Annotated in this window: 18 protein-coding genes; 15 read left to right on the top strand and 3 right to left on the bottom strand. The window is 72.0% G+C overall.

Going from position 1 to position 17,917, the window contains the following annotated elements; all coding sequences use genetic code 11:
- Positions 1-51 precede the first annotated feature (51 nt).
- From tilS to AC1DX8_RS14500, 9 genes are all read left to right on the top strand, one after another.
- Positions 52-1,086 (top strand): tRNA lysidine(34) synthetase TilS, encoded by a 1,035-nt coding sequence (gene tilS, locus AC1DX8_RS14540; RefSeq protein ID WP_477630642.1) that lies wholly within the window; start codon positions 52-54, stop codon positions 1,084-1,086.
- A 54-nt stretch (positions 1,087-1,140) separates the two neighbouring features.
- Positions 1,141-1,692 (top strand): hypoxanthine phosphoribosyltransferase, encoded by a 552-nt coding sequence (gene hpt / locus AC1DX8_RS14535; protein WP_477630641.1) that lies wholly within the window; start codon positions 1,141-1,143, stop codon positions 1,690-1,692.
- A gap of 155 nt (positions 1,693-1,847) precedes the next feature.
- A complete protein-coding gene (gene ftsH, locus AC1DX8_RS14530) occupies positions 1,848-3,944 on the top strand; it encodes an ATP-dependent zinc metalloprotease FtsH (protein WP_477630640.1) in 2,097 nt (698 codons plus the stop codon).
- On the top strand, positions 3,934-4,527 hold the full coding sequence (folE, locus tag AC1DX8_RS14525; protein ID WP_477630639.1) for a GTP cyclohydrolase I FolE: 594 nt from the start codon (positions 3,934-3,936) through the stop codon (positions 4,525-4,527). Before ftsH ends, folE begins: the two co-directional genes overlap by 11 nt.
- Positions 4,524-6,257 carry a phosphatidylglycerol lysyltransferase domain-containing protein gene (locus tag AC1DX8_RS14520; RefSeq protein WP_477630638.1) on the top strand — a complete coding sequence of 578 codons (1,734 nt, stop codon included), beginning with the start codon at positions 4,524-4,526 and terminating at the stop codon, positions 6,255-6,257. Before folE ends, AC1DX8_RS14520 begins: the two co-directional genes overlap by 4 nt.
- A complete protein-coding gene (gene folP, locus AC1DX8_RS14515; protein ID WP_477630637.1) occupies positions 6,254-7,120 on the top strand; it encodes a dihydropteroate synthase in 867 nt (288 codons plus the stop codon). Before AC1DX8_RS14520 ends, folP begins: the two co-directional genes overlap by 4 nt.
- Positions 7,117-7,278: a hypothetical protein gene (locus AC1DX8_RS14510; protein WP_477630636.1), complete on the top strand. Its 162-nt coding sequence runs from the start codon at positions 7,117-7,119 to the stop codon at positions 7,276-7,278. Before folP ends, AC1DX8_RS14510 begins: the two co-directional genes overlap by 4 nt.
- Positions 7,275-8,159, top strand: coding sequence for a 2-amino-4-hydroxy-6-hydroxymethyldihydropteridine diphosphokinase (folK, locus tag AC1DX8_RS14505; RefSeq protein ID WP_477630635.1), 885 nt, complete (start codon positions 7,275-7,277; stop codon positions 8,157-8,159). The genes AC1DX8_RS14510 and folK overlap by 4 nt, the downstream gene beginning before the upstream one ends.
- A complete protein-coding gene (locus AC1DX8_RS14500; RefSeq protein ID WP_477630634.1) occupies positions 8,156-8,632 on the top strand; it encodes a DUF3180 domain-containing protein in 477 nt (158 codons plus the stop codon). Before folK ends, AC1DX8_RS14500 begins: the two co-directional genes overlap by 4 nt.
- Before the next feature lie 48 nt (positions 8,633-8,680).
- On the opposite strand, the gene AC1DX8_RS14495 is transcribed toward AC1DX8_RS14500, so the two are convergent.
- Both AC1DX8_RS14495 and AC1DX8_RS14490 read right to left on the bottom strand, forming a co-directional pair.
- Positions 8,681-9,814, bottom strand: a complete 1,134-nt coding sequence (locus AC1DX8_RS14495) for an NADH-quinone oxidoreductase subunit D (RefSeq protein ID WP_477630671.1) — start codon at positions 9,812-9,814, stop codon at positions 8,681-8,683.
- A 143-nt stretch (positions 9,815-9,957) separates the two neighbouring features.
- Positions 9,958-10,539, bottom strand: a complete 582-nt coding sequence (locus tag AC1DX8_RS14490) for a hypothetical protein (RefSeq protein WP_477630633.1) — start codon at positions 10,537-10,539, stop codon at positions 9,958-9,960.
- Positions 10,540-10,632: 93 nt separating this feature from the next.
- Between AC1DX8_RS14490 and AC1DX8_RS14485 the strand changes: the two genes are divergently transcribed.
- Positions 10,633-11,832 (top strand): cytochrome P450, encoded by a 1,200-nt coding sequence (locus AC1DX8_RS14485; RefSeq protein WP_477630632.1) that lies wholly within the window; start codon positions 10,633-10,635, stop codon positions 11,830-11,832.
- Here AC1DX8_RS14485 and AC1DX8_RS14480 read toward each other — a convergent pair.
- The gene (locus AC1DX8_RS14480; protein WP_477630631.1) at positions 11,816-12,760 is read right to left on the bottom strand and encodes an SAM-dependent methyltransferase; all 945 of its coding nucleotides are present in this window, start codon (positions 12,758-12,760) and stop codon (positions 11,816-11,818) included. The genes AC1DX8_RS14485 and AC1DX8_RS14480 overlap by 17 nt on opposite strands.
- Before the next feature lie 148 nt (positions 12,761-12,908).
- On the opposite strand from AC1DX8_RS14480, the gene AC1DX8_RS14475 reads away from it, so the two are divergent.
- The 5 genes from AC1DX8_RS14475 (at position 12,909) to nadC (ending at position 17,850) form a co-directional block, all read left to right on the top strand.
- A complete protein-coding gene (locus AC1DX8_RS14475; RefSeq protein ID WP_477630630.1) occupies positions 12,909-13,805 on the top strand; it encodes a Rossmann-like and DUF2520 domain-containing protein in 897 nt (298 codons plus the stop codon).
- An 18-nt stretch (positions 13,806-13,823) separates the two neighbouring features.
- Entirely contained in the window at positions 13,824-14,768 is a 945-nt protein-coding gene (gene panC / locus AC1DX8_RS14470) for a pantoate--beta-alanine ligase (RefSeq protein ID WP_477630670.1), read from the top strand.
- 88 nt (positions 14,769-14,856) lie between these two features.
- Positions 14,857-15,282, top strand: a complete 426-nt coding sequence (panD, locus tag AC1DX8_RS14465) for an aspartate 1-decarboxylase (protein ID WP_477630629.1) — start codon at positions 14,857-14,859, stop codon at positions 15,280-15,282.
- Complete coding sequence (locus AC1DX8_RS14460) at positions 15,275-16,975, top strand: L-aspartate oxidase (RefSeq protein WP_477630628.1); 1,701 nt, start codon at positions 15,275-15,277, stop codon at positions 16,973-16,975. Before panD ends, AC1DX8_RS14460 begins: the two co-directional genes overlap by 8 nt.
- Positions 16,972-17,850: a carboxylating nicotinate-nucleotide diphosphorylase gene (gene nadC / locus AC1DX8_RS14455; RefSeq protein ID WP_477630627.1), complete on the top strand. Its 879-nt coding sequence runs from the start codon at positions 16,972-16,974 to the stop codon at positions 17,848-17,850. The genes AC1DX8_RS14460 and nadC overlap by 4 nt, the downstream gene beginning before the upstream one ends.
- The last annotated feature ends 67 nt before the right edge of the window (positions 17,851-17,917 follow it).

The following is a 17,917-nucleotide window of genomic DNA, read 5'->3' as shown; positions in this document are numbered from 1 at the left end:
CCCGCAACCTGGGCGCCCTCTGGGGCGCCCAGGTTGCGGGAAGGGGCTCCGGTGACCGGCCCCCACCCGGCCACGGCCGCTGTCCGGTCCGCCGTCCGCGCCGTGCTGGGGGAGTGCGACCCGGGCGACCTGGTCCTCGTGGCCTGCAGCGGGGGAGCGGACTCGCTGGCCCTCGCCGCCGCAGCCGTCTTCGAGGCGCCCAAGCTCGCGGTCCGCGTCGGTGCCGTCGTCGTCGACCACGGGCTCCAGCCGGGCTCCCCCGACGTCGCCGCTGCCGTCCACGACCAGTGCCGCGCCCTCGGCCTCGATCCCGTGGTGCTGCGGCGGGCGTCGGTCACGGGCGGTGGCGGTCTCGAGGCCGCGGCCCGCGACGCGCGCTACGCCGCCCTCGAGGACGTCGCCCGTGAGACCGGCGCCACGCTGGTGCTGCTGGGGCACACCCGCGACGACCAGGCCGAGCAGGTGCTGCTCGGCCTCACCCGGGGTGCCGGCGCCCGGTCCCTCGCCGGTATGCCGCGGGCCCGCGACCGGTTGCGGCGTCCCCTCCTGGGCGTGACGAGGGAGCAGACCCGTGCGTCCTGCGCCGCCGAAGGGCTCCCGTGGTGGGACGACCCGATGAACGAGGACCCCGCCTTCACGCGGGTCCGCGCCCGCCGCGCGCTCGTCGACCTGGAGCGCGACCTCGGTCCCGGGGTCGCGGCCGCGCTGGCCCGCACGGCCGACCAGCTGCGCGAGGACGCCGACCATCTCGACGCCCTCGCCGACGAAGCGGTCGCCACCCTGCTCCCTCCCTTCCCGGTTCGAGGTGAAAACGCCGGGGAATCCCGGCGCGTCCACCTCGAACCGGTCGGAGTGGGGGTGGACGCGATGCTCGCGCTGCCCCGCCCCGTGCGCACCCGCGTGTGGCGGCGGCTGGTCCTGGCCGCCGGCGCGCCGGGCGGACAGGTGAGCACGCGGCATACCGAGGCGTGCGACGCGCTGCTCACGGACTGGCACGGGCAGGGCCCGATCAGCCTGCCCGGACCCCTGCTCGCCAGCCGGTCGGCCGGCCGGGTATCCATCGCGCCACCCGCTCGGGTTGAATAGCCCGAGCCGACCACCGAGCCGGACAACCAAGCCGACGACAAGGGAGTTCAAGCCGTGGACGCTGCCCACATGGGAGCCGATCTCGAGAAGGTCCTCATCACCGAGGAGGAGATCCACGCCAGGCTCGACGAGCTGGCCGCGGAGATCTGGGCGGAGTACGACGGCAAGGACCTGCTGCTGGTGGGGGTGCTCAAGGGAGCCGTCATGGTGATGGCCGACCTGTCGCGCGCGCTGCCCGGCACGGCTCCCGTCGACTGGATGGCCGTGTCGTCCTACGGCTCCGGCACCAAGTCGTCCGGTGTCGTCCGCATCCTCAAGGACCTCGACACCGACATCACCGGCAAGCACGTGCTGATCGTCGAGGACATCGTCGACTCCGGCCTGACGCTGTCGTGGATCAGGGCCAACCTCGAGTCCCGGTCCCCGGCCTCCGTGGAGATCTGCACCCTCCTGCGCAAGCCCGAGGCGGCCAAGGTCGAGATCGACGTCAAGTGGGTCGGTTTCGACATCCCCAACGAGTTCGTCGTGGGCTACGGCCTCGACTACGCGGAGAAGTTCCGCAACCTCCGGGAAGTCGGCACGCTCGCGCCCCACGTCTACGCCTGAGGCGTACCCGGAACACCGCGCCCATCCGGGTCGTTGTCCAGCACGAACCACCCCGGTGCCGCGTAGTACCGTCGTGGCAGAGCCGTGCCCAGGCCGGGCCACGGCACAGAGCGTGAGCGAGCAGGAGGAACGGGGCGGCCAGCCCCGCTACACACATGGATTTCAAGCGCATCCTTCGGGCCCCCCTGTTCTGGGTCGTCGCCGTCATCGCGATCACGCTGATGGTCTTCAGCCTTAGTGACGCCGGCGGCTACACGCGGATCGACACCTCTGCCGCCCAGCAGCTCATCACCGACAAGAAGGTGGAGCGCGCGGTCGTCACGAACAACGAGGTGGTGGACCTCGACCTGAAGAAGGGCGAGTCCTACTCCGACGGCAAGAACATCAAGAACGCCACCAAGGTGCGCACCCAGTACGTCGAGGCGGCCGGGCCCAGCTTCATCAAGCTGCTCGAGGACAACACCCCGCCCGGACGCATCAACCAGGTCAACAAGGACACCAACCCGCTGCTCTCGCTGCTCGGGTCGATCCTGCCGATCATCATCCTGCTGGGCCTGTTCTGGTTCCTCATGACCCAGATGCAGGGCGGCGGTTCGCGCGTCATGCAGTTCGGCAAGTCCAAGGCCAAGCTCGCCACCAAGGACACCCCGAAGGTCACCTTCGCCGACGTCGCGGGCGCGGACGAGGCGGTGGAGGAGCTCCACGAGATCAAGGAGTTCCTGGCCGAGCCGGCCAAGTTCCTGGCGGTCGGGGCGAAGATCCCCAAGGGCGTCCTGCTGTACGGCCCCCCCGGCACCGGCAAGACGCTGCTCGCGCGCGCCGTCGCAGGCGAGGCCGGCGTGCCGTTCTACTCGATCTCCGGCTCGGACTTCGTCGAGATGTTCGTCGGTGTCGGTGCGTCGCGGGTCCGCGACCTGTTCGAGCAGGCCAAGGCCAACGCACCCGCGATCGTCTTCGTCGACGAGATCGACGCCGTGGGCCGGCACCGTGGCGCTGGACTCGGCGGTGGGCACGACGAGCGCGAGCAGACCCTCAACCAGCTGCTGGTCGAGATGGACGGCTTCGACGTCAAGACCAACGTCATCCTCATCGCGGCGACCAACCGCCCCGACATCCTCGACCCCGCGCTGCTGCGCCCGGGCCGGTTCGACCGCCAGATCGCGGTCGAGGCTCCCGACATGATCGGCCGCCACCGGATCCTCGAGGTGCACTCCCAGGGCAAGCCGATGGCCACCGGCGTCGACCTGCTCGCGGTCGCCCGTCGCACGCCCGGTTTCACCGGCGCCGACCTGGCGAACGTCCTCAACGAGGCGGCGCTGCTGACCGCCCGCAGCGACGGCAAGCTCATCGACGACGCGGCCCTCGACGAGGCCATCGACCGCGTCATCGCCGGACCCCAGAAGCGCACCCGGATCATGTCGGCCAAGGAGCGCAAGATCACCGCCTACCACGAGGGCGGCCACGCCATCGTCGCGGCGGCGATGAACCACCTCGACCCCGTGACGAAGGTGACGATCCTGCCCCGCGGCCGGGCGCTCGGCTACACGATGGTGATGCCGACCGACGACAAGTACTCCACCACGCGCAACGAGATCCTCGACCAGCTCTCCTACGCCATGGGCGGTCGCGTCGCGGAGGAGGTCGTCTTCCACGACCCCACCACCGGCGCCTCCAACGACATCGAGAAGGCCACCGGCATGGCCCGCAAGATGGTCACCGAGTTCGGCATGAGCGAGCGGGTCGGCGCCATCAAGCTCGGCCAGTCGCAGGGCGAGGTCTTCCTGGGCCGCGACATGGGCCACCAGCGCGACTACTCCGAGGAGGTCGCGAGCATCGTGGACGAGGAGGTGCGCAAGCTCATCGACGCGGCGCACGACGAGGCGTGGCACGTCATCAACGACAACCGCGACATCCTCGACAAGCTCGTCCTCGACCTGCTCGAGCACGAGACCCTCAACGCCAAGGAGCTCGCGGCGATCTTCGCCCCGATCCGCAAGCGACCGCTGCGCCCGACCTGGCTGTCGAGCGAGACCCGCTTCCTGTCCGACCAGCCCCCCGTGCTCACGCCGGCCGAGCGGGCCGCACAGAACGGGTCGTCGGCTCCCCTCGAGGCCGCAGGCACCGACCGGGCCACCGCCGAGGCGATCGACAAGGCGGCCGAGGCCGGCTCGGTGAAGGCTCCGGAGGAGCACCCGCCCACCCAGGTGATCCAGATCCCCGAGGGTGGCCAGGTCGATCCGAATGCCCACTGAGCGCACGAAGCACGTGGTCGACCAGGCCCGTGCCGAGGCGGCGGTCCGCGAGCTGCTGATCGCCATCGGCGAGGACCCCGACCGGGACGGCCTGGTCGAGACGCCTGCCCGGGTCGCCCGCGCCTACGGCGAGTTCTTCGCGGGGTTGTCCCTCGACGCGGCGGAGGTGCTCTCCAAGACGTTCGAGATCGACCACGAGGAGATGATCCTGGTGCGCGACATCGAGGTGTACTCCATGTGCGAGCACCACCTCGTGCCGTTCCACGGCGTGGCCCACGTGGGCTACATCCCTGCCAAGGACGGCCGCGTCACCGGCCTCTCCAAGATCGCCCGGCTCGTGGAGATGTATGCCCGCCGGCCCCAGGTGCAGGAGCGCCTCACCACCCAGGTGGCCGACGCGCTGTGCACGCACCTCGGCGCGCAGGGCGTCATCGTGATCATCGAGTGCGAGCACCTGTGCATGTCGATGCGCGGCATCCGCAAGCCCGGCTCGCGGACGATCACCTCAGCCGTGCGGGGCCAGCTGCGCGATGCGGCCACGCGGGCCGAGGCCATGGCGCTGCTGCTGGGTGGCAAGCGGTGACCGGACGCGATCTCGCGCGCCCCACCCCTCCTGCCAACAGCAACAGCCGGCTCCCCGGCATACTCACGGCGTCGAGGGCGCCACGGCTGCTCGGCACGCTCACCTACGTCGTCGGCACCCTCGACCTGCTGACCGGACTGCTGCACTCCTGGCGGGTCCACCTGCACGGGCTCACCGAGGTGCTGCCCGGCGCCCTGTCCGACGCGGCCGCGGCGGCCACCGTCGTCTCCGGCATCTTCCTCATCGTGCTCGGCCACTCGCTCAAGCGGCGCAAGCGGCGGGCCTGGCGGGCGGCGGTCGCGCTGCTGACGCTGTCGGTGGCCCTCCACGTCATCAAGACCGAACCAGCCTCGGCCGTCGTCTCCCTGATGGGGCTGGCCCTGCTCGTGCGCTACCGCGCGGAGTTCCGGGCGCTGGGCGACCCGTCGACGAGGTGGCGGGCGGTCCGCGCGTTCGTCCTGCTCCTGGTGGCCTCCGTGGTCATCGGCACCTTCGTGCTGTGGCTCAACCGGAACGACACCCTGGGCGGCTTCCCGCGCCTCAACGACCTGGTGCAGGAGCTCGGGCTGGGCATGGTCGGGGCCAACGGCCCCCTGGTGTTCACCCGCGACCGCGCCTCCGACATCGTGGGCTCGCTGCTGCTGGCCCTGGGCCTGATGACCCTCCTGACGCCCGTCTACCTGGCGTTGCGACCGCCCGAGCCGCGCCCGTCGCTGACCGACGAGGACGAGGTCGCACTGCGCCGGCTGGTCGGGCACGGCGACTCGCTCGCCTACTTCAACACCCGCCGTGACAAGTCGGTGGTGTGGTCCGCGTCCGGCAAGTCGGCCGTGGCCTACCGCGTCGTCTCCGGCGTCATGCTCGCGAGCGGCGACCCCGTGGGGGACCCCGAGGCGTGGCCCGGCGCGATCCAGGCGTTCCTCGCCGAGGCGCGGGCCCACGCCTGGACGCCCGCGGTGCTCGGCTGCTCCGAGCACGCGGGCAACGTGTGGGTGCGCGAGACGGGCTTCACCGCCCTGGAGCTCGGGGATGAGGCGGTGGTCGACGCCTCCGCGTTCACCCTCGCCGGGCGGCCCATGCGCAACGTGCGCCAGATGGTCGGCCGCGTCGCCCGCGCCGGGTATGCCGTGGAGGTCTGCCGCGTCCGCGACGTCACCCCCGAGGTGCGTGAGAAGGCATTGGCCGACGCGGCGGCGTGGCGCTCGAGCGCGACCGAACGAGGGTTCTCGATGGCGCTCGGCAGGCTGCTCGACCAGGCCGACCCGGAGTGTGTCTTCGTGGCGGCACGGCAGGATGGCGTCGTGCGCGCGTTCCTGCAGTTCGTCCCGTGGGGCCCTGACGGGATGTCCCTCGACGTGATGCGCCGCGACGCGACGGCCGAGGCCGGCGTCAACGAGCTCATGATCACCGAGACCCTCGCCGCCGCCCCGGGGCTCGGTGTGCGACGGGTGTCGCTCAACTTCGCGGCCTTCCGGTCAGTGCTCGAGCGCGGTGGCAAGCTCGGCGCCGGGCCGGTGCTCAAGGCGTGGCGGCGGGTGCTGCTGTTCGCGTCGCGCTGGCTGCAGATCGAGAGCCTGTACCGGTTCAACGCCAAGTTCCAGCCGCAGTGGCAGCCGCGCTTCCTCGTCTACCCCTCGGGGTCGGACCTGCCCCGGGTGGGGCTGGCGGCGTTGGAGGCCGAGGCGTTCCTCACGTGGCCGAAGCTCGGCCGGCTCGGCGGTGGCGCATGACCGCGTCGTCGGGCGCCCGCGCCCTCGGGTGGCCCCTCCAGCGGGCTGACGGGCTCCCGGTCGTGATGGGTGTGGTCAACGTGACCCCCGACTCCTTCAGCGACGGCGGACAGTGGTTCGAGCCGTCGGCAGCGATCGAGCACGGCCGTGAGCTGATCGCCCAGGGTGCCGACATCCTGGACGTCGGTGGCGAGTCGACCCGTCCCGGCGCCGAGCGCCCCTCGGTGGCGGAGGAGCTCCGCCGCGTGCTGCCCGTCGTGTCGGCGCTCGCTGACGAGGGTGCGCTCGTCTCCGTCGACACGATGCGGGCCGAGGTGGCGGCGCAAGCCCTCCGGGCCGGTGCCGCCATCGTCAATGACGTCAGCGGCGGCCTCGCGGACGAGGAGATGGTCGGCATCGTGGCTGGCGCCGGGGCGCCGTTCATCGCCATGCACTGGCGAGGGCACAGTGTCGACATGCAGTCCAAGGCGGTCTACGACGACGTGGTCGAGGACGTGGTTGCCGAGCTCTCCGAGCGGGCTCGTCAGCTCGTCGCCGGTGGCCTCGAGCCGAGCCGGATCGTCCTCGACCCGGGCTTCGGGTTCGCCAAGCTCACCGCCCACAACTGGTCGCTGCTGCGAGGGCTCGAGCGGTTGCTCGAGCTCGACCACCCCGTCCTGGTGGGCACGTCCCGCAAGACGTTCCTCGGCCAGGTGGGGGTCGCCCCGGGTGGCGACCCACGACCGCCGCTCGACCGTGACGTGGCGACCGCCGCCACGTCGATGCACGCAGCCCGTCTGGGGGCGTGGGGGGTGCGGGTGCACCACGTACCCTCGACCCTCGACGCGATGCGCGTCGCCCAGGCCATCGAGGATGCCCCATGACGCTCGCCACCCACCTCACCAGCTTGACGCTCACCGCCATGACGCTCGCCGCCATGCCCCCCACCGCCATGACGCTCGCCGTTCTCGCCCGCCTGACGCTCCGGACCGTGGCGCTCGCCCCGGTCCCGATCCCGAGCGCGACCGGGGGGCACCGGTGACCGACCAGATCGTGCTCAAGGGCATCTCGGCCCGGGGTCACCACGGCGTGCTCGACTTCGAGAAGCGCGACGGTCAGGTGTTCGTCGTCGACGTCACCATGCACGTCGACCTCGCCCCCGCCGGCGCCAGCGACGACCTCACCGACACCGTCAACTACGCCGAGGTCGCCGGTGACGTCGTGGGGCTCATCGAGGGAGAGCCGCTCGACCTCATCGAGGCCCTGGCCGCCCGCATCGCCGACCGCGTGCTGGCGAGGCCGCTGGTCGAAGCGGTGGAGGTCGTGGTGCACAAGCCCGAGGCCCCGGTCGGGCACCCGTTCACCGACGTGCAGGTGCGGGTGACGCGGGAGCGGCAGTCCCACGTCGTCATCGCGATGGGGTCCAACATCGGCGACTCGATCGAGACCCTCCACGACGCCGCCATCTCGCTCTACGGCCTCATCGACATCATCGAGGTCTCGGCGCCGGTCGAGACCGACCCGGTCGGCGGACCGGAGCAGCCGGTCTACCTCAACGCCGTGGTGACGGGCACGACGCACCTGGCGCCCTCGTCGCTGCTGGCGGGGCTGCACGACATCGAGCGCGCCCACGGCCGCACCCGTGAGGTGCACTGGGGTCCGCGCACGCTCGACCTCGACCTCATCCAGTACGGCGACCCCGTCTTCGACACCGACGTGGTGATGGACAGCCCCACGCTCACCCTGCCCCACCCCCGGGCGCACGAGCGCGGCTTCGTGCTGGTGCCGTGGCTCAGCGCCGACTCGGAGGCCGTGCTGCGCGTCGACGGACAGGTCCGCAGGGTCGCCGACCTGGTCAGCGGCATGGATGTCTCCGGCGTCCGACCCGGGCCCGACGTCGACCTCCTGGAGGGCCCGTGGTGAACGAAGGCAGTGGGCTGCGCTGGTCGCAGCTCGTGGCCATCACCCTCGTCGTCGGTCTGGTGTCATGGGTCGGGTGGCGGTTCTACCTCAACGCCGGACACCTCCTCGGACCGGCCTCCTGGGTCTCGGCGGTGCTGCTCGTCGCCATGGCCGTCCTCGTCATCGGAGCCGGGCTACCGGTGCGGCGCTTCCTGCGGGGGGAGGTCCGCAAGACGCTCAGCCCGATCCGGGCGGCCCGCACGCTGGTGCTCGCCCAGGCAGCCGCGCTGACCGGGTCGGCCGTGCTGGGCTGGTATGCCGCGCAGGTCGCCCACGCGCTCGCCGACGTCGACCTGCCCGGTTACCGGTCGCTGCTCTGGCGGCTGCTCGCCCTGACGGCGTCGTCCCTGGTGCTCACCACGGCCGGCATGCTCACGCAGCGGATGTGCCGGGTCGACCCTCCCGGTGACCGTGACCGTGACCAGCGCCCCTGACCCCCGGTGCCCTGACCCTGACCCCCGGTGCCCTGACCCTTGCTCGCCCTACTTGTCGACGTCGCCGACCACGAAGAACATCGAGCCGAGGATCGCGACCATGTCGGCGATCAGGTTGCCGGGCAGCACCTCGGCCAGGACCGCCACGTTGTTGAACGATGCGGAGCGCAGCTTGAGCCGCCACGGGGTCTTCTCCCCGCGTGACACGAGGTAGTAGCCGTTGAAGCCGAGCGGGTTCTCGGTAGCGGTGTAGAGATCTCCCTCGGGCACCTTCAGCACCTTGGGCAGCTTCACGTTCACCGGCCCCTGCGGCAGCGTGCGCAGGCGGTCGAGGCAGGCCTCGGCGAGGTCGAGGCTGACGTGCACCTGCTCCAGGAGCACCTCCAGCCGGGCCAGGCAGTCGCCGGCCGTGCGGGTCACGACGCGTCCGGGACCGCCGTCGGCGAACAGCTCGGCGTACGCGAGGTACGGCTCGTCGCGCCGCAGGTCCATGTCGACCCCTGCGGCTCGGGCGATCGGGCCCGAAACACCATACGCCGCAATGGTTTCCGCGGTGACGAGTCCGACGCCTCGGGTGCGCGCCTCGAGGATCTCGTTGCCCACGATGAGCGCCTCGAGGTCGGGCAGCCGCCCGCGCACTGCCTGCACGGCATACGCGACGCGGTCGAGCCAGCCAGCCGGGAGGTCCTCCTTGAGCCCGCCGACCCGGTTGAACATGTAGTGCATCCGCCCGCCAGACGCCTCCTCCATGACCGCCTGGAGCTCCTCGCGCTCGCGGAACGCGTAGAAGATTGGGGTGATGGCGCCCAGCTCGAGGGGGTACGAGCCGAGGAACATCAGGTGGTTCAGCACCCGGTTGAGCTCGGCCAGCAGCGTGCGGGCCCAGACCGCGCGCTCCGGCACTTCCATGCCGAGCATCCGCTCCACACCGAGCACGACCCCCAGCTCGGACGAGAACGCGGAGAGCCAGTCGTGCCGGTTGGCCAGGACGATGATCTGGCGGTAGTCGCGGACCTCGAACAGCTTCTCGGCACCGCGGTGCATGTAGCCGACGATCGGCTCGGCCGAGACGATGCGCTCGCCGTCGACGACGATCCGCAGTCGCAGGACGCCGTGGGTGGCAGGGTGCTGTGGACCGATGTTGAGCACCATGTCGGCGGTGGCCAGACCGCCGGCGCCCATGCCGACGGTGAGCTCGCGCCGGCCTTCGGTGGTGGTCACCCCGCCAGTCTGCCGTATGCCGCGAGTCGGGCCGGGCGCGGCGGCTCCGCCCGGTGCTGCCGGCTCGGCCTAGGTGGCGGCGGCTCCGCCCGGGTGGCGCCGCGTCAGCCCGGGCAGCCGGGGATGTTCTGGATCGTGGTCGCCGCGCCCTTGTCGTCGATCTGGACGAGCACGGTGTTCTCGCGGTCGGCCAGACCCGTGAGGGCCGCGGCGTCGACCGACTTGGTCTGCAACGGCTGGTCCACCGCGATGCAGTGGTGGTAGAGGATCCGGGCTCCGTCGGCGATCGGGATCGTGTAGGTCAGCTTGGCGTTCTGGTTCTCGTACGGCACGTCTCCCTTGAACGGCGCCGTGGGCACGCCGTCCTTGGCCAGCTTGGCGTCGTCGAGCTTCTTCCAGGTCCACCGGTCGAGCTCGATGAAGGTCACGCCGCCGAGGGTGCCGGTCTTCGTGACGACCCCGAAGTCGAAGGTGCGGCCCTTGACGTCGGAGACGGGGGTCTTGGGGGCCGAGGCCGTCGTGCTGGCGCTCGGCCCGGTGGCGGTGACGGTGGGCGTGACCGTCACCGTGACGTTGCCACCGGAGCCCGGGGTGTCCGAACCGCACCCAGACAGCAGGACGGCAGCGGCGAGGGCCGCGAGGGATCCTGCGGCCCTGGTCGCGCGCGTGTGGTGCTGGAGCTTCATGGGGACGGGGGTCCTTTCGAGTGTCAGCAGCTCTCAAGTCTGCCCTTCGCGGAGCGCCTGACAAAACCGGATCATCTGCGGCAGGCTGCCAAGGTGACCCAGTCTCCTGTCGACGCAGCCGACTTCCTCGACCTGGCCGACCCCGCCACCGTCGCAGACCCCTACCCCCACCTGGCCGCCCTGCGCGCGGCCGCGCCGCTGGCCTGGCACAGCCGGATGGGGATGTGGCTGGCGACCGGTCACGCGGAGGCCGGGGCCGTGTTGCGCGACCGGCGCCTGGGCCGCGTCTTCGCCCCCCGCACCCCCGAGACCGACTGGGACACCTTCAACTGGTTGCACGCCGACTCGATCCTCGACAGCGAACCGCCCAAGCACACCCGGCTCCGCCGACTGGTGGCGGGTGCCTTCGGCCGCGGCCACGTGCAGCGGCTCGCCCCGCGGATCGAGCAGCTCGCGGCCGGCCTCCTCGCCGCGCTGCCGGACGGTGAGTTCGACGTCATCGAGGACTATGCCGAGCCGCTGCCTGTCCTGGTCATCGCCGAGCTGCTCGGGGTGCCCGAGGCCGACCGGCACCACCTGCGCCCGTGGTCGCAGGCGATCGTGCGGATGTACGAGGTGGACCGGACGGAAGCCGACGAGGTGGCGGCCCGCGAGGCAGCCGGCGCGTTCGCGGCATACGTCGAGGAGCTCGCGGCGGAGCGCGCGAAGGCGCCCGGCGACGACCTCCTGACCGACCTCGTCACCGCCCGTGACGGGTCGGACCGGCTCTCGGCGCGCGAGCTGGTGGCCACCGCAGTGCTCCTGCTCAACGCCGGTCACGAGGCGAGCGTCAACGGCTTCGGCAACGGGCTGCACTCGTGGCTCACGGCTCCCGACCGACAGCCGCTCGACGTCACCGATGACGCGGCCGTCGCGCGGATGGTCGAGGAGTTCCTGCGCCATGACTCGCCGCTGCACCTCTTCGAACGCACCGCGAAGGAGCCGACCGCGGTGGCCGGCGTCGCCCTCGAGCCCGGCGACAAGGTCGCTGCCCTGCTCGGCGCCGCCAACCGCGACCCCGGCGTCTTCGTGGAGCCCGACCGGTTCGACGCGGCCCGCGACCCCAACCCCCACCTCGCCTTCGGTGCGGGCATCCACTTCTGCATCGGCGCGCCGCTGGCCCGGTTGGAGCTCGAGATCTCGGTGCGCACCATGCTCGCCCGCTTCCCCGGGCTCCGGGTCGTCGAGGCGCGGCGGCGGCCGACGTTCGTGCTGAGGGGTTTCGAGCAGCTGGTCGTCAGCCCACGCGCTTGAGGGCCCACAGGAAGTCGCCGAACCCGCCGGGTGCCACCAGGGCGGCCGCCGAGGACGCGGCCGCGAGGGCCCGGAGGTAGGTCTGCGGATCCTCGCTGGCCAGCTCGATCGGAGGGGTGCGACCGTCGACCCCCAGACCGCGCAGGGCGGTGCGCTGGTCGACCAGCTCGTCGTGGTCGAGGGAGTCCATCGCGACGTGGGCGGTGAGGTCGCACGTGCCGTCCGGCACCGGGACGACCTGGTGCCCGCGCCGGTATGCCGTGAGCGTGCCCGCCGACGGGCGGTCACCCCCGCGGTGGCCGTAGTCCACGGCGACGACCAGCCCCTGGTCGACCCGGCTCACGAGGTCGGCCCAGGCCAGGTCGCGGGGAAGCCCGATCTCCACGCGCTCGCCGGCGACCCCAGTGGGCCAGTGCTCGGCCGCCCAGCCCCGGTCGTCGGTCCCGAGCGGGTCGCCGAGGGTCTCCATGCCGTCCACCGGGTCGACCAGGACCTGGCGCAGGACGCCCCGGTCGTCGACCTCGGCGACCGGGCACGGCACGACGTCCAGCCACTCGTGCGCGACCACCAGGACGCCGGCGAGGTGGCGCAGCTCGTCGGGGAGGTCTGGTCCGCCAGGGGCGACGTGCCACGCCGTGGCGGCGTCGAGGTCGGTCGGTCGGTGCACCACGTCCACCCCGGTGAGCCGCAGGCTCGCGTCGGCGGACCGCAGGTGGGCCAGCAGCTCTCCCCGGCCCGCGCCGACGTCGACGACGTGAGTCAGGCCGTTCTCGCGCGCCAGATGAGCCAGGGCGGCGCCGAGGACCTTGCCGGTCCCGCCGTGGGTCGCGGTGCTGAAGTGGCCCGACGGGCCGGCCGGCGAGCGGTAGAAGCCGCGGTCGCCGTAGAGAGCCTCCTGCCACGCCACCTGCCACGCCACCGGGGTCACCCGCCCAACCTATTGCGACCACTCTCCCTTGTGTGTCGGGGCGTCACCCCGGCTGCCGAAACGGTGGTTGCTCTGCGAAACGGGGGCTGTGACGCCCGTTTCGCAGGGCAACCACCGTTTCGCGGGGAGGCGCAGATAGGTTGGGCCGGTGACTTCGGCCGACGAGCGTCCCGCACGCCTTGACGTCGGTGTGGTCGGTGCCGGGCGGGTCGGCGCCGTCCTCGGCGCGGCCCTGCAGCGCGTCGGCCACCGGGTCGTGGCCGTCTCGGGCGTCAGCGAGCAGTCGCGCGAGCGTGCCGCCCGGCTGCTGCCCGGCACCCCGGTGCTCGCGCCGGAGGAGGTCGTCAGACGGTCCGAGCTGGTCGTCCTCGCGGTGCCCGACGACGCCCTGGCCGACCTCATCGCCGGGCTGTCCGCGACGCGCACCTGGCAAGCCGGACAGCTCGTCGCCCACACCTCCGGTCGGCACGGGCTCGAGGTCTACCAGCCGGCGCTCGACCAGCACGTCCTCGGGCTCGCCCTGCACCCAGCCATGACGTTCACGGGCACCAGCCTCGACCTCGACCGGCTCGTCGAGTGCTGCTTCGGCGTGACCGCGCCGGAACCCCTGCGTCCCGTGGCCGAAGCGCTGGTTCTCGAGATCGGGGCCGAGCCGGTCTGGATCGAGGAGTCCGCCCGCGGGCTCTACCACGCTGCCCTGGCCCACGGCGCGAACCACCTGGTGACCCTGATCGCCCAGTCCCTCCAGGCCCTGCGCGCCGCGGGGGTCGAGTCGCCGGCCCGCGTGCTGGGTCCGCTCGTCTCCGCGGCGCTGGACAACGCCCTGCGGGCAGGTGACGCTGCCCTCACCGGGCCGGTCGCGCGGGGCGATGCGGGTACCGTTGCGGAGCACCTGCGACAGCTCCAGAGCCTCACCCCCGACATCCGCCCGACCTACGTGGCGTTGGCGAGGGCGACAGCAGAGCGAGCGCTGGCCAGCGGCCGGCTCAAGCCGCACGTGGCCGAACCCCTGTTGGACATCCTCGCCACCGACCAGGAGCGATAAGTGAGCGCACAGCCCGGTATGCCGCCCGCCACGGGGGGTGCGACCGTCACCACCGGAGCGCCTCCTGTCGAGCCGGTGGTCGCCCGCACCCGTGAGGAGCTGCACGTCGCGCGCCGGGCGCTGACTGACGGCGACGTCGCGGTCGTCATGACGATGGGTGCGCTCCACGAGGGTCACGCGACGCTCATCGAGACCGCCCGGCAGCGGGCCGCCCACGTGGTCGTCACGATCTTCCTCAACCCGCTGCAGTTCGGGCCGCGTGAGGACCTGTCGCGCTACCCGCGCACGTTCGACTCCGACATGGAGATCTGCCGGCGGGCCGGGGTCGACCTGGTGTTCGCGCCCACCCCTGACGTCATCTACCGCGACGGCGACCCCGGGGTGCGCATCTCGGCCGGCCCGCTCGGGAACGTGCTCGAGGGCCAGGCGCGCCCCGGGCACTTCGACGGCATGCTGACGGTGGTCGCGAAGCTGTTCCACCTCACGGGAGCCGACTCGGCCTACTTCGGCCAAAAGGACGCCCAGCAGCTCCTGCTGATCCGGCGCATGGTCCGCGACCTCGACTTCCCCGTGAAGGTGGTGTCGGTGCCCACGGTGCGCGAGGCCGACGGGCTGGCGATGAGCAGCCGCAACACCTACCTCACCGAGTCCGACCGGGAGACTGCGTTGTGCCTGTCGCGGGCCCTGCAGGCCGGTGCCGCAGCTGCCGCGGAAGGCCCGTCCGCGATCCGCCGGGCCGCCCGCTCGGTGCTCGTGCGCGAGCCGCTGGCGCTGATCGACTACCTCGTCCTCGTGCACCCCTCCACGCTGGAGGACGTGCCCGAGTGGTACCGCGGCGAGGCCTTGCTGGCCGTGGCCGGCCGGGTCGGCACGACCCGCCTCATCGACAACCTGCCCATCTCGGTCGGCCCCGGTGGAGGAGCCCTCGAGGTGTTCACCGACGTCGACTCGTCCGGTGCCTGACGCACTCCACGCCTGACTCACTCCACGCCTGACGAACACCACGCCTGACGAACACCCCGCCTCACGACAGACAGAGGGCCGATCGCAGATGCAGCGCTTCATGCTCTACGCCAAGATCCACCGGGCGACCGTCACCCAGGCCGACCTGCACTACGTCGGCTCGCTGACCATCGACCGCGACCTCATGGACGCGGCCGGGCTGCTGCCCGGTGAGCAGGTGGACGTCGTGGACGTCGACAACGGCAACCGGCTCACGACCTACGCGATCGAGGGCGAGCGGGGCAGCGGGATCGTGTGCATCAACGGCGCGGCCGCTCGGCTGATCTCACCGGGAGACACCGTCATCATCATCGCGTATGCCGCGATGGACGACGCCGAGGCGCGGACCTTCGAGCCGCAGGTCGTCTTCGTGGACGAGCACAACCGGATTATCGAGATCGGCCACGACGGTGGGGACGTCCCGGACGGGTTCGGCCTCAAGACCTCCGCGGTGACGCGGCGTCACCATGACTGACCAGCCGGCGACCGAGCCCGGGTCCCCGGTCATCCCGCGCCGACTCGTCGCGGGGGAGCCGGGGTGGAGCACCGCCGCCGACGTGGTCGTGGTCGGCTCCGGCATCGCCGGGCTGACGACGGCGCTGCGACTGCGGCAGCGGGTGGACCGGGTGCTGCTGGTGACCAAGACGGTGCTCAACGAGGGGTCCACCCAGTGGGCCCAGGGTGGCATCGCCGCGGCGCTCGACCCGGGTGACTCGCCCGAGGAGCACCTGCACGACACGTTGGTCGCCGGGTGTGGGATCTGCGACGTCGCCGCCGTCACCGCGCTCGTCCACGAGGGGCCCGAACGGGTCCGCGAGCTGGTCGCCCTGGGTGCGGAGTTCGATCGCGACGCCGAGGGCGAGATCAAGCTGACCCGCGAGGGCGGGCACCACAAGGACCGGATCGCCCACGCCGGTGGTGACGCCACGGGCAAGGAGATCTCCCGAGCGCTCATCGCGGCGCTGCACCGCGTGCAGGACGACCCCGGCATCGAGGTGATCGAGCACGCCCTCGTGGTGGATCTCCTGCAGGACAACGAGTCTCGCGTGTGCGGCGTGACCCTGCACGTCATCGGCGAAGGGCAGATGGACGGCGTGGGTGCGGCCACCTCCCGCGCCGTCGTCCTGGCCACTGGCGGCCTGGGGCAGGTGTACTCGGCGACCACCAACCCGTCGGTCGCGACCGGGGACGGCATGGCCGCGGCGCTGCGGGCCGGGGCCGTCCTGGCCGACGTCGAGTTCGTGCAGTTCCACCCCACGGTGCTCTGGCTCGGAGAGGGGTCCAGCGGCCAGCAGCCCTTGATCTCCGAGGCGGTGCGGGGCGAGGGCGCGTTCCTCGTCGACCGTGACGGCGTGCGCTTCATGCAGGGCCGCCACCCCCTGGCCGACCTCGCCCCGCGGGACGTCGTCTCGCGCGCCATCGTCGACCGGATGCAGCAGACCGGTGAGCGCCACGTGTTCCTCGACGCGCGCCACCTGGGTCGCGAGTTCCTCGAGGAGCGCTTCCCCTCCATCGTCGCCCGCTGTCGCGAGCTGGGTTTCGACCCCGCCACCGAGCTGTTGCCGGTGGCGCCGGCCCAGCACTACGCCRGCGGCGGCGTGCGCACCGACCTCGTCGGGCGGTCCTCGCTCGACGGCCTCTACGCCTGCGGGGAGGTGTCGTGCACCGGCGTGCACGGGGCCAACCGGCTGGCGTCCAACTCGCTGCTCGAGGGACTCGTCTTCGCCCACCGCATCGCTGACGACATCAGTGAACGCCTGGCGTGGGGTGACCTCCCGCAGGCGGCCCCCGCCGCTCCCAGTGGTGAGGCCGCCCTGCTCGACAGCTCGGCCAGGGTGCAGGTGCAGGCAGCGATGACCGAGGGTGCCGGGGCGGTGCGGTCGGCGACCTCGCTCGCCGCCACGGCTGCGGCCCTGGCTGACCTGGCGCTCGCGGCCACGTCGAACGAGCCCGGCCCCCCGTCGTGGGAGACCACCAACCTCCTGCACATCGGCCAGGTGCTGACCCTGGCCGCGTCACTGCGCGAGGAGACCCGGGGTGGGCACGTCCGCAGCGACCACCCCGAGCAGGTCGACCCACGGTGGCGCGGCCACACCCTGCTCGTCCGTGGTGCCGACGCGCGCGTCACCCCCACCTTCGAGCCCGTACCCGAACAGGACCTCACGTGACCGACCTGGCTTTCCCCGAGACCGACGCCCTCGCCGTCATCCGCACGGCCCTCGACGAGGACCTCGGCGGTCTCGACGGGGTGGACGTCACGACGACGGCCACGATCCCGGTCGACCAGGTGAGCACCGCACACGTGGTCGCCCGCGAGGGTGGCGCGCTGGCCGGCATACCGCTCGTGGCCATGGTCTTCGACGAGGTGGCGCGACGGATCGGCGCGGAGCCCCTGCGCATCACGACGCAGCGGGCGGACGGCGACGTGGTGGCCGAGGGTGACGTGGTCGCGGTGCTGGAGGGCTCGACCCAGGTCACCCTCGTGGGGGAGCGCACCATGCTCAACCTGCTCTGTCGCCTGTCCGGCATCGCGACCCACACCCATGCCTGGGCGCAGCGCCTGGAGGGCACCGGCGCGACCGTCCTCGACACCCGCAAGACGACGCCCGGGCTGCGGGCGCTGGAGAAGTACGCCGTGCGGGCGGGCGGCGGCACGAACAAGCGGATGGGCCTCTACGACGTGGCCATGATCAAGGACAACCACAAGCTCGCCGCGGGTTCGCTCAGCAAGGCGTATGCCGCGGTGCGGGCGCAGTTCCCCGACGTCCCCGTGCAGGTCGAGGTGACGACGACGCAGGAGGCGCTCGAGTCGGTGGAGGTCGGGGCGCGGTTCCTGTTGTGCGACAACATGTCCGTGGAGCTCCTGCGCGAGACGGTCGAGGCCGTGCGCGCGACGGGTGAGCAGGTCGAGCTGGAGGCCACGGGTGGGCTCACCCTCGAGGTCGCCCGCGCGTACGCCGAGACCGGGGTCGACTACCTCTCCGTCGGCGGGCTGACCCATTCCTCGCCGATCCTCGACCTCGCCCTCGACCTCGTCGACTGACGCGCCCCGGTTCGATGTAAACACGCCGGCGATCACCGGCGCGTTGACATCGAACCGGCTGGGCGCA

It is taken from the genome of Pedococcus sp. P2_A3 (assembly GCF_056405035.1).
The sequence above is the reverse complement of the archived record's forward strand: the minus strand, read 5'-3'. Positions and strand labels throughout refer to the sequence as shown.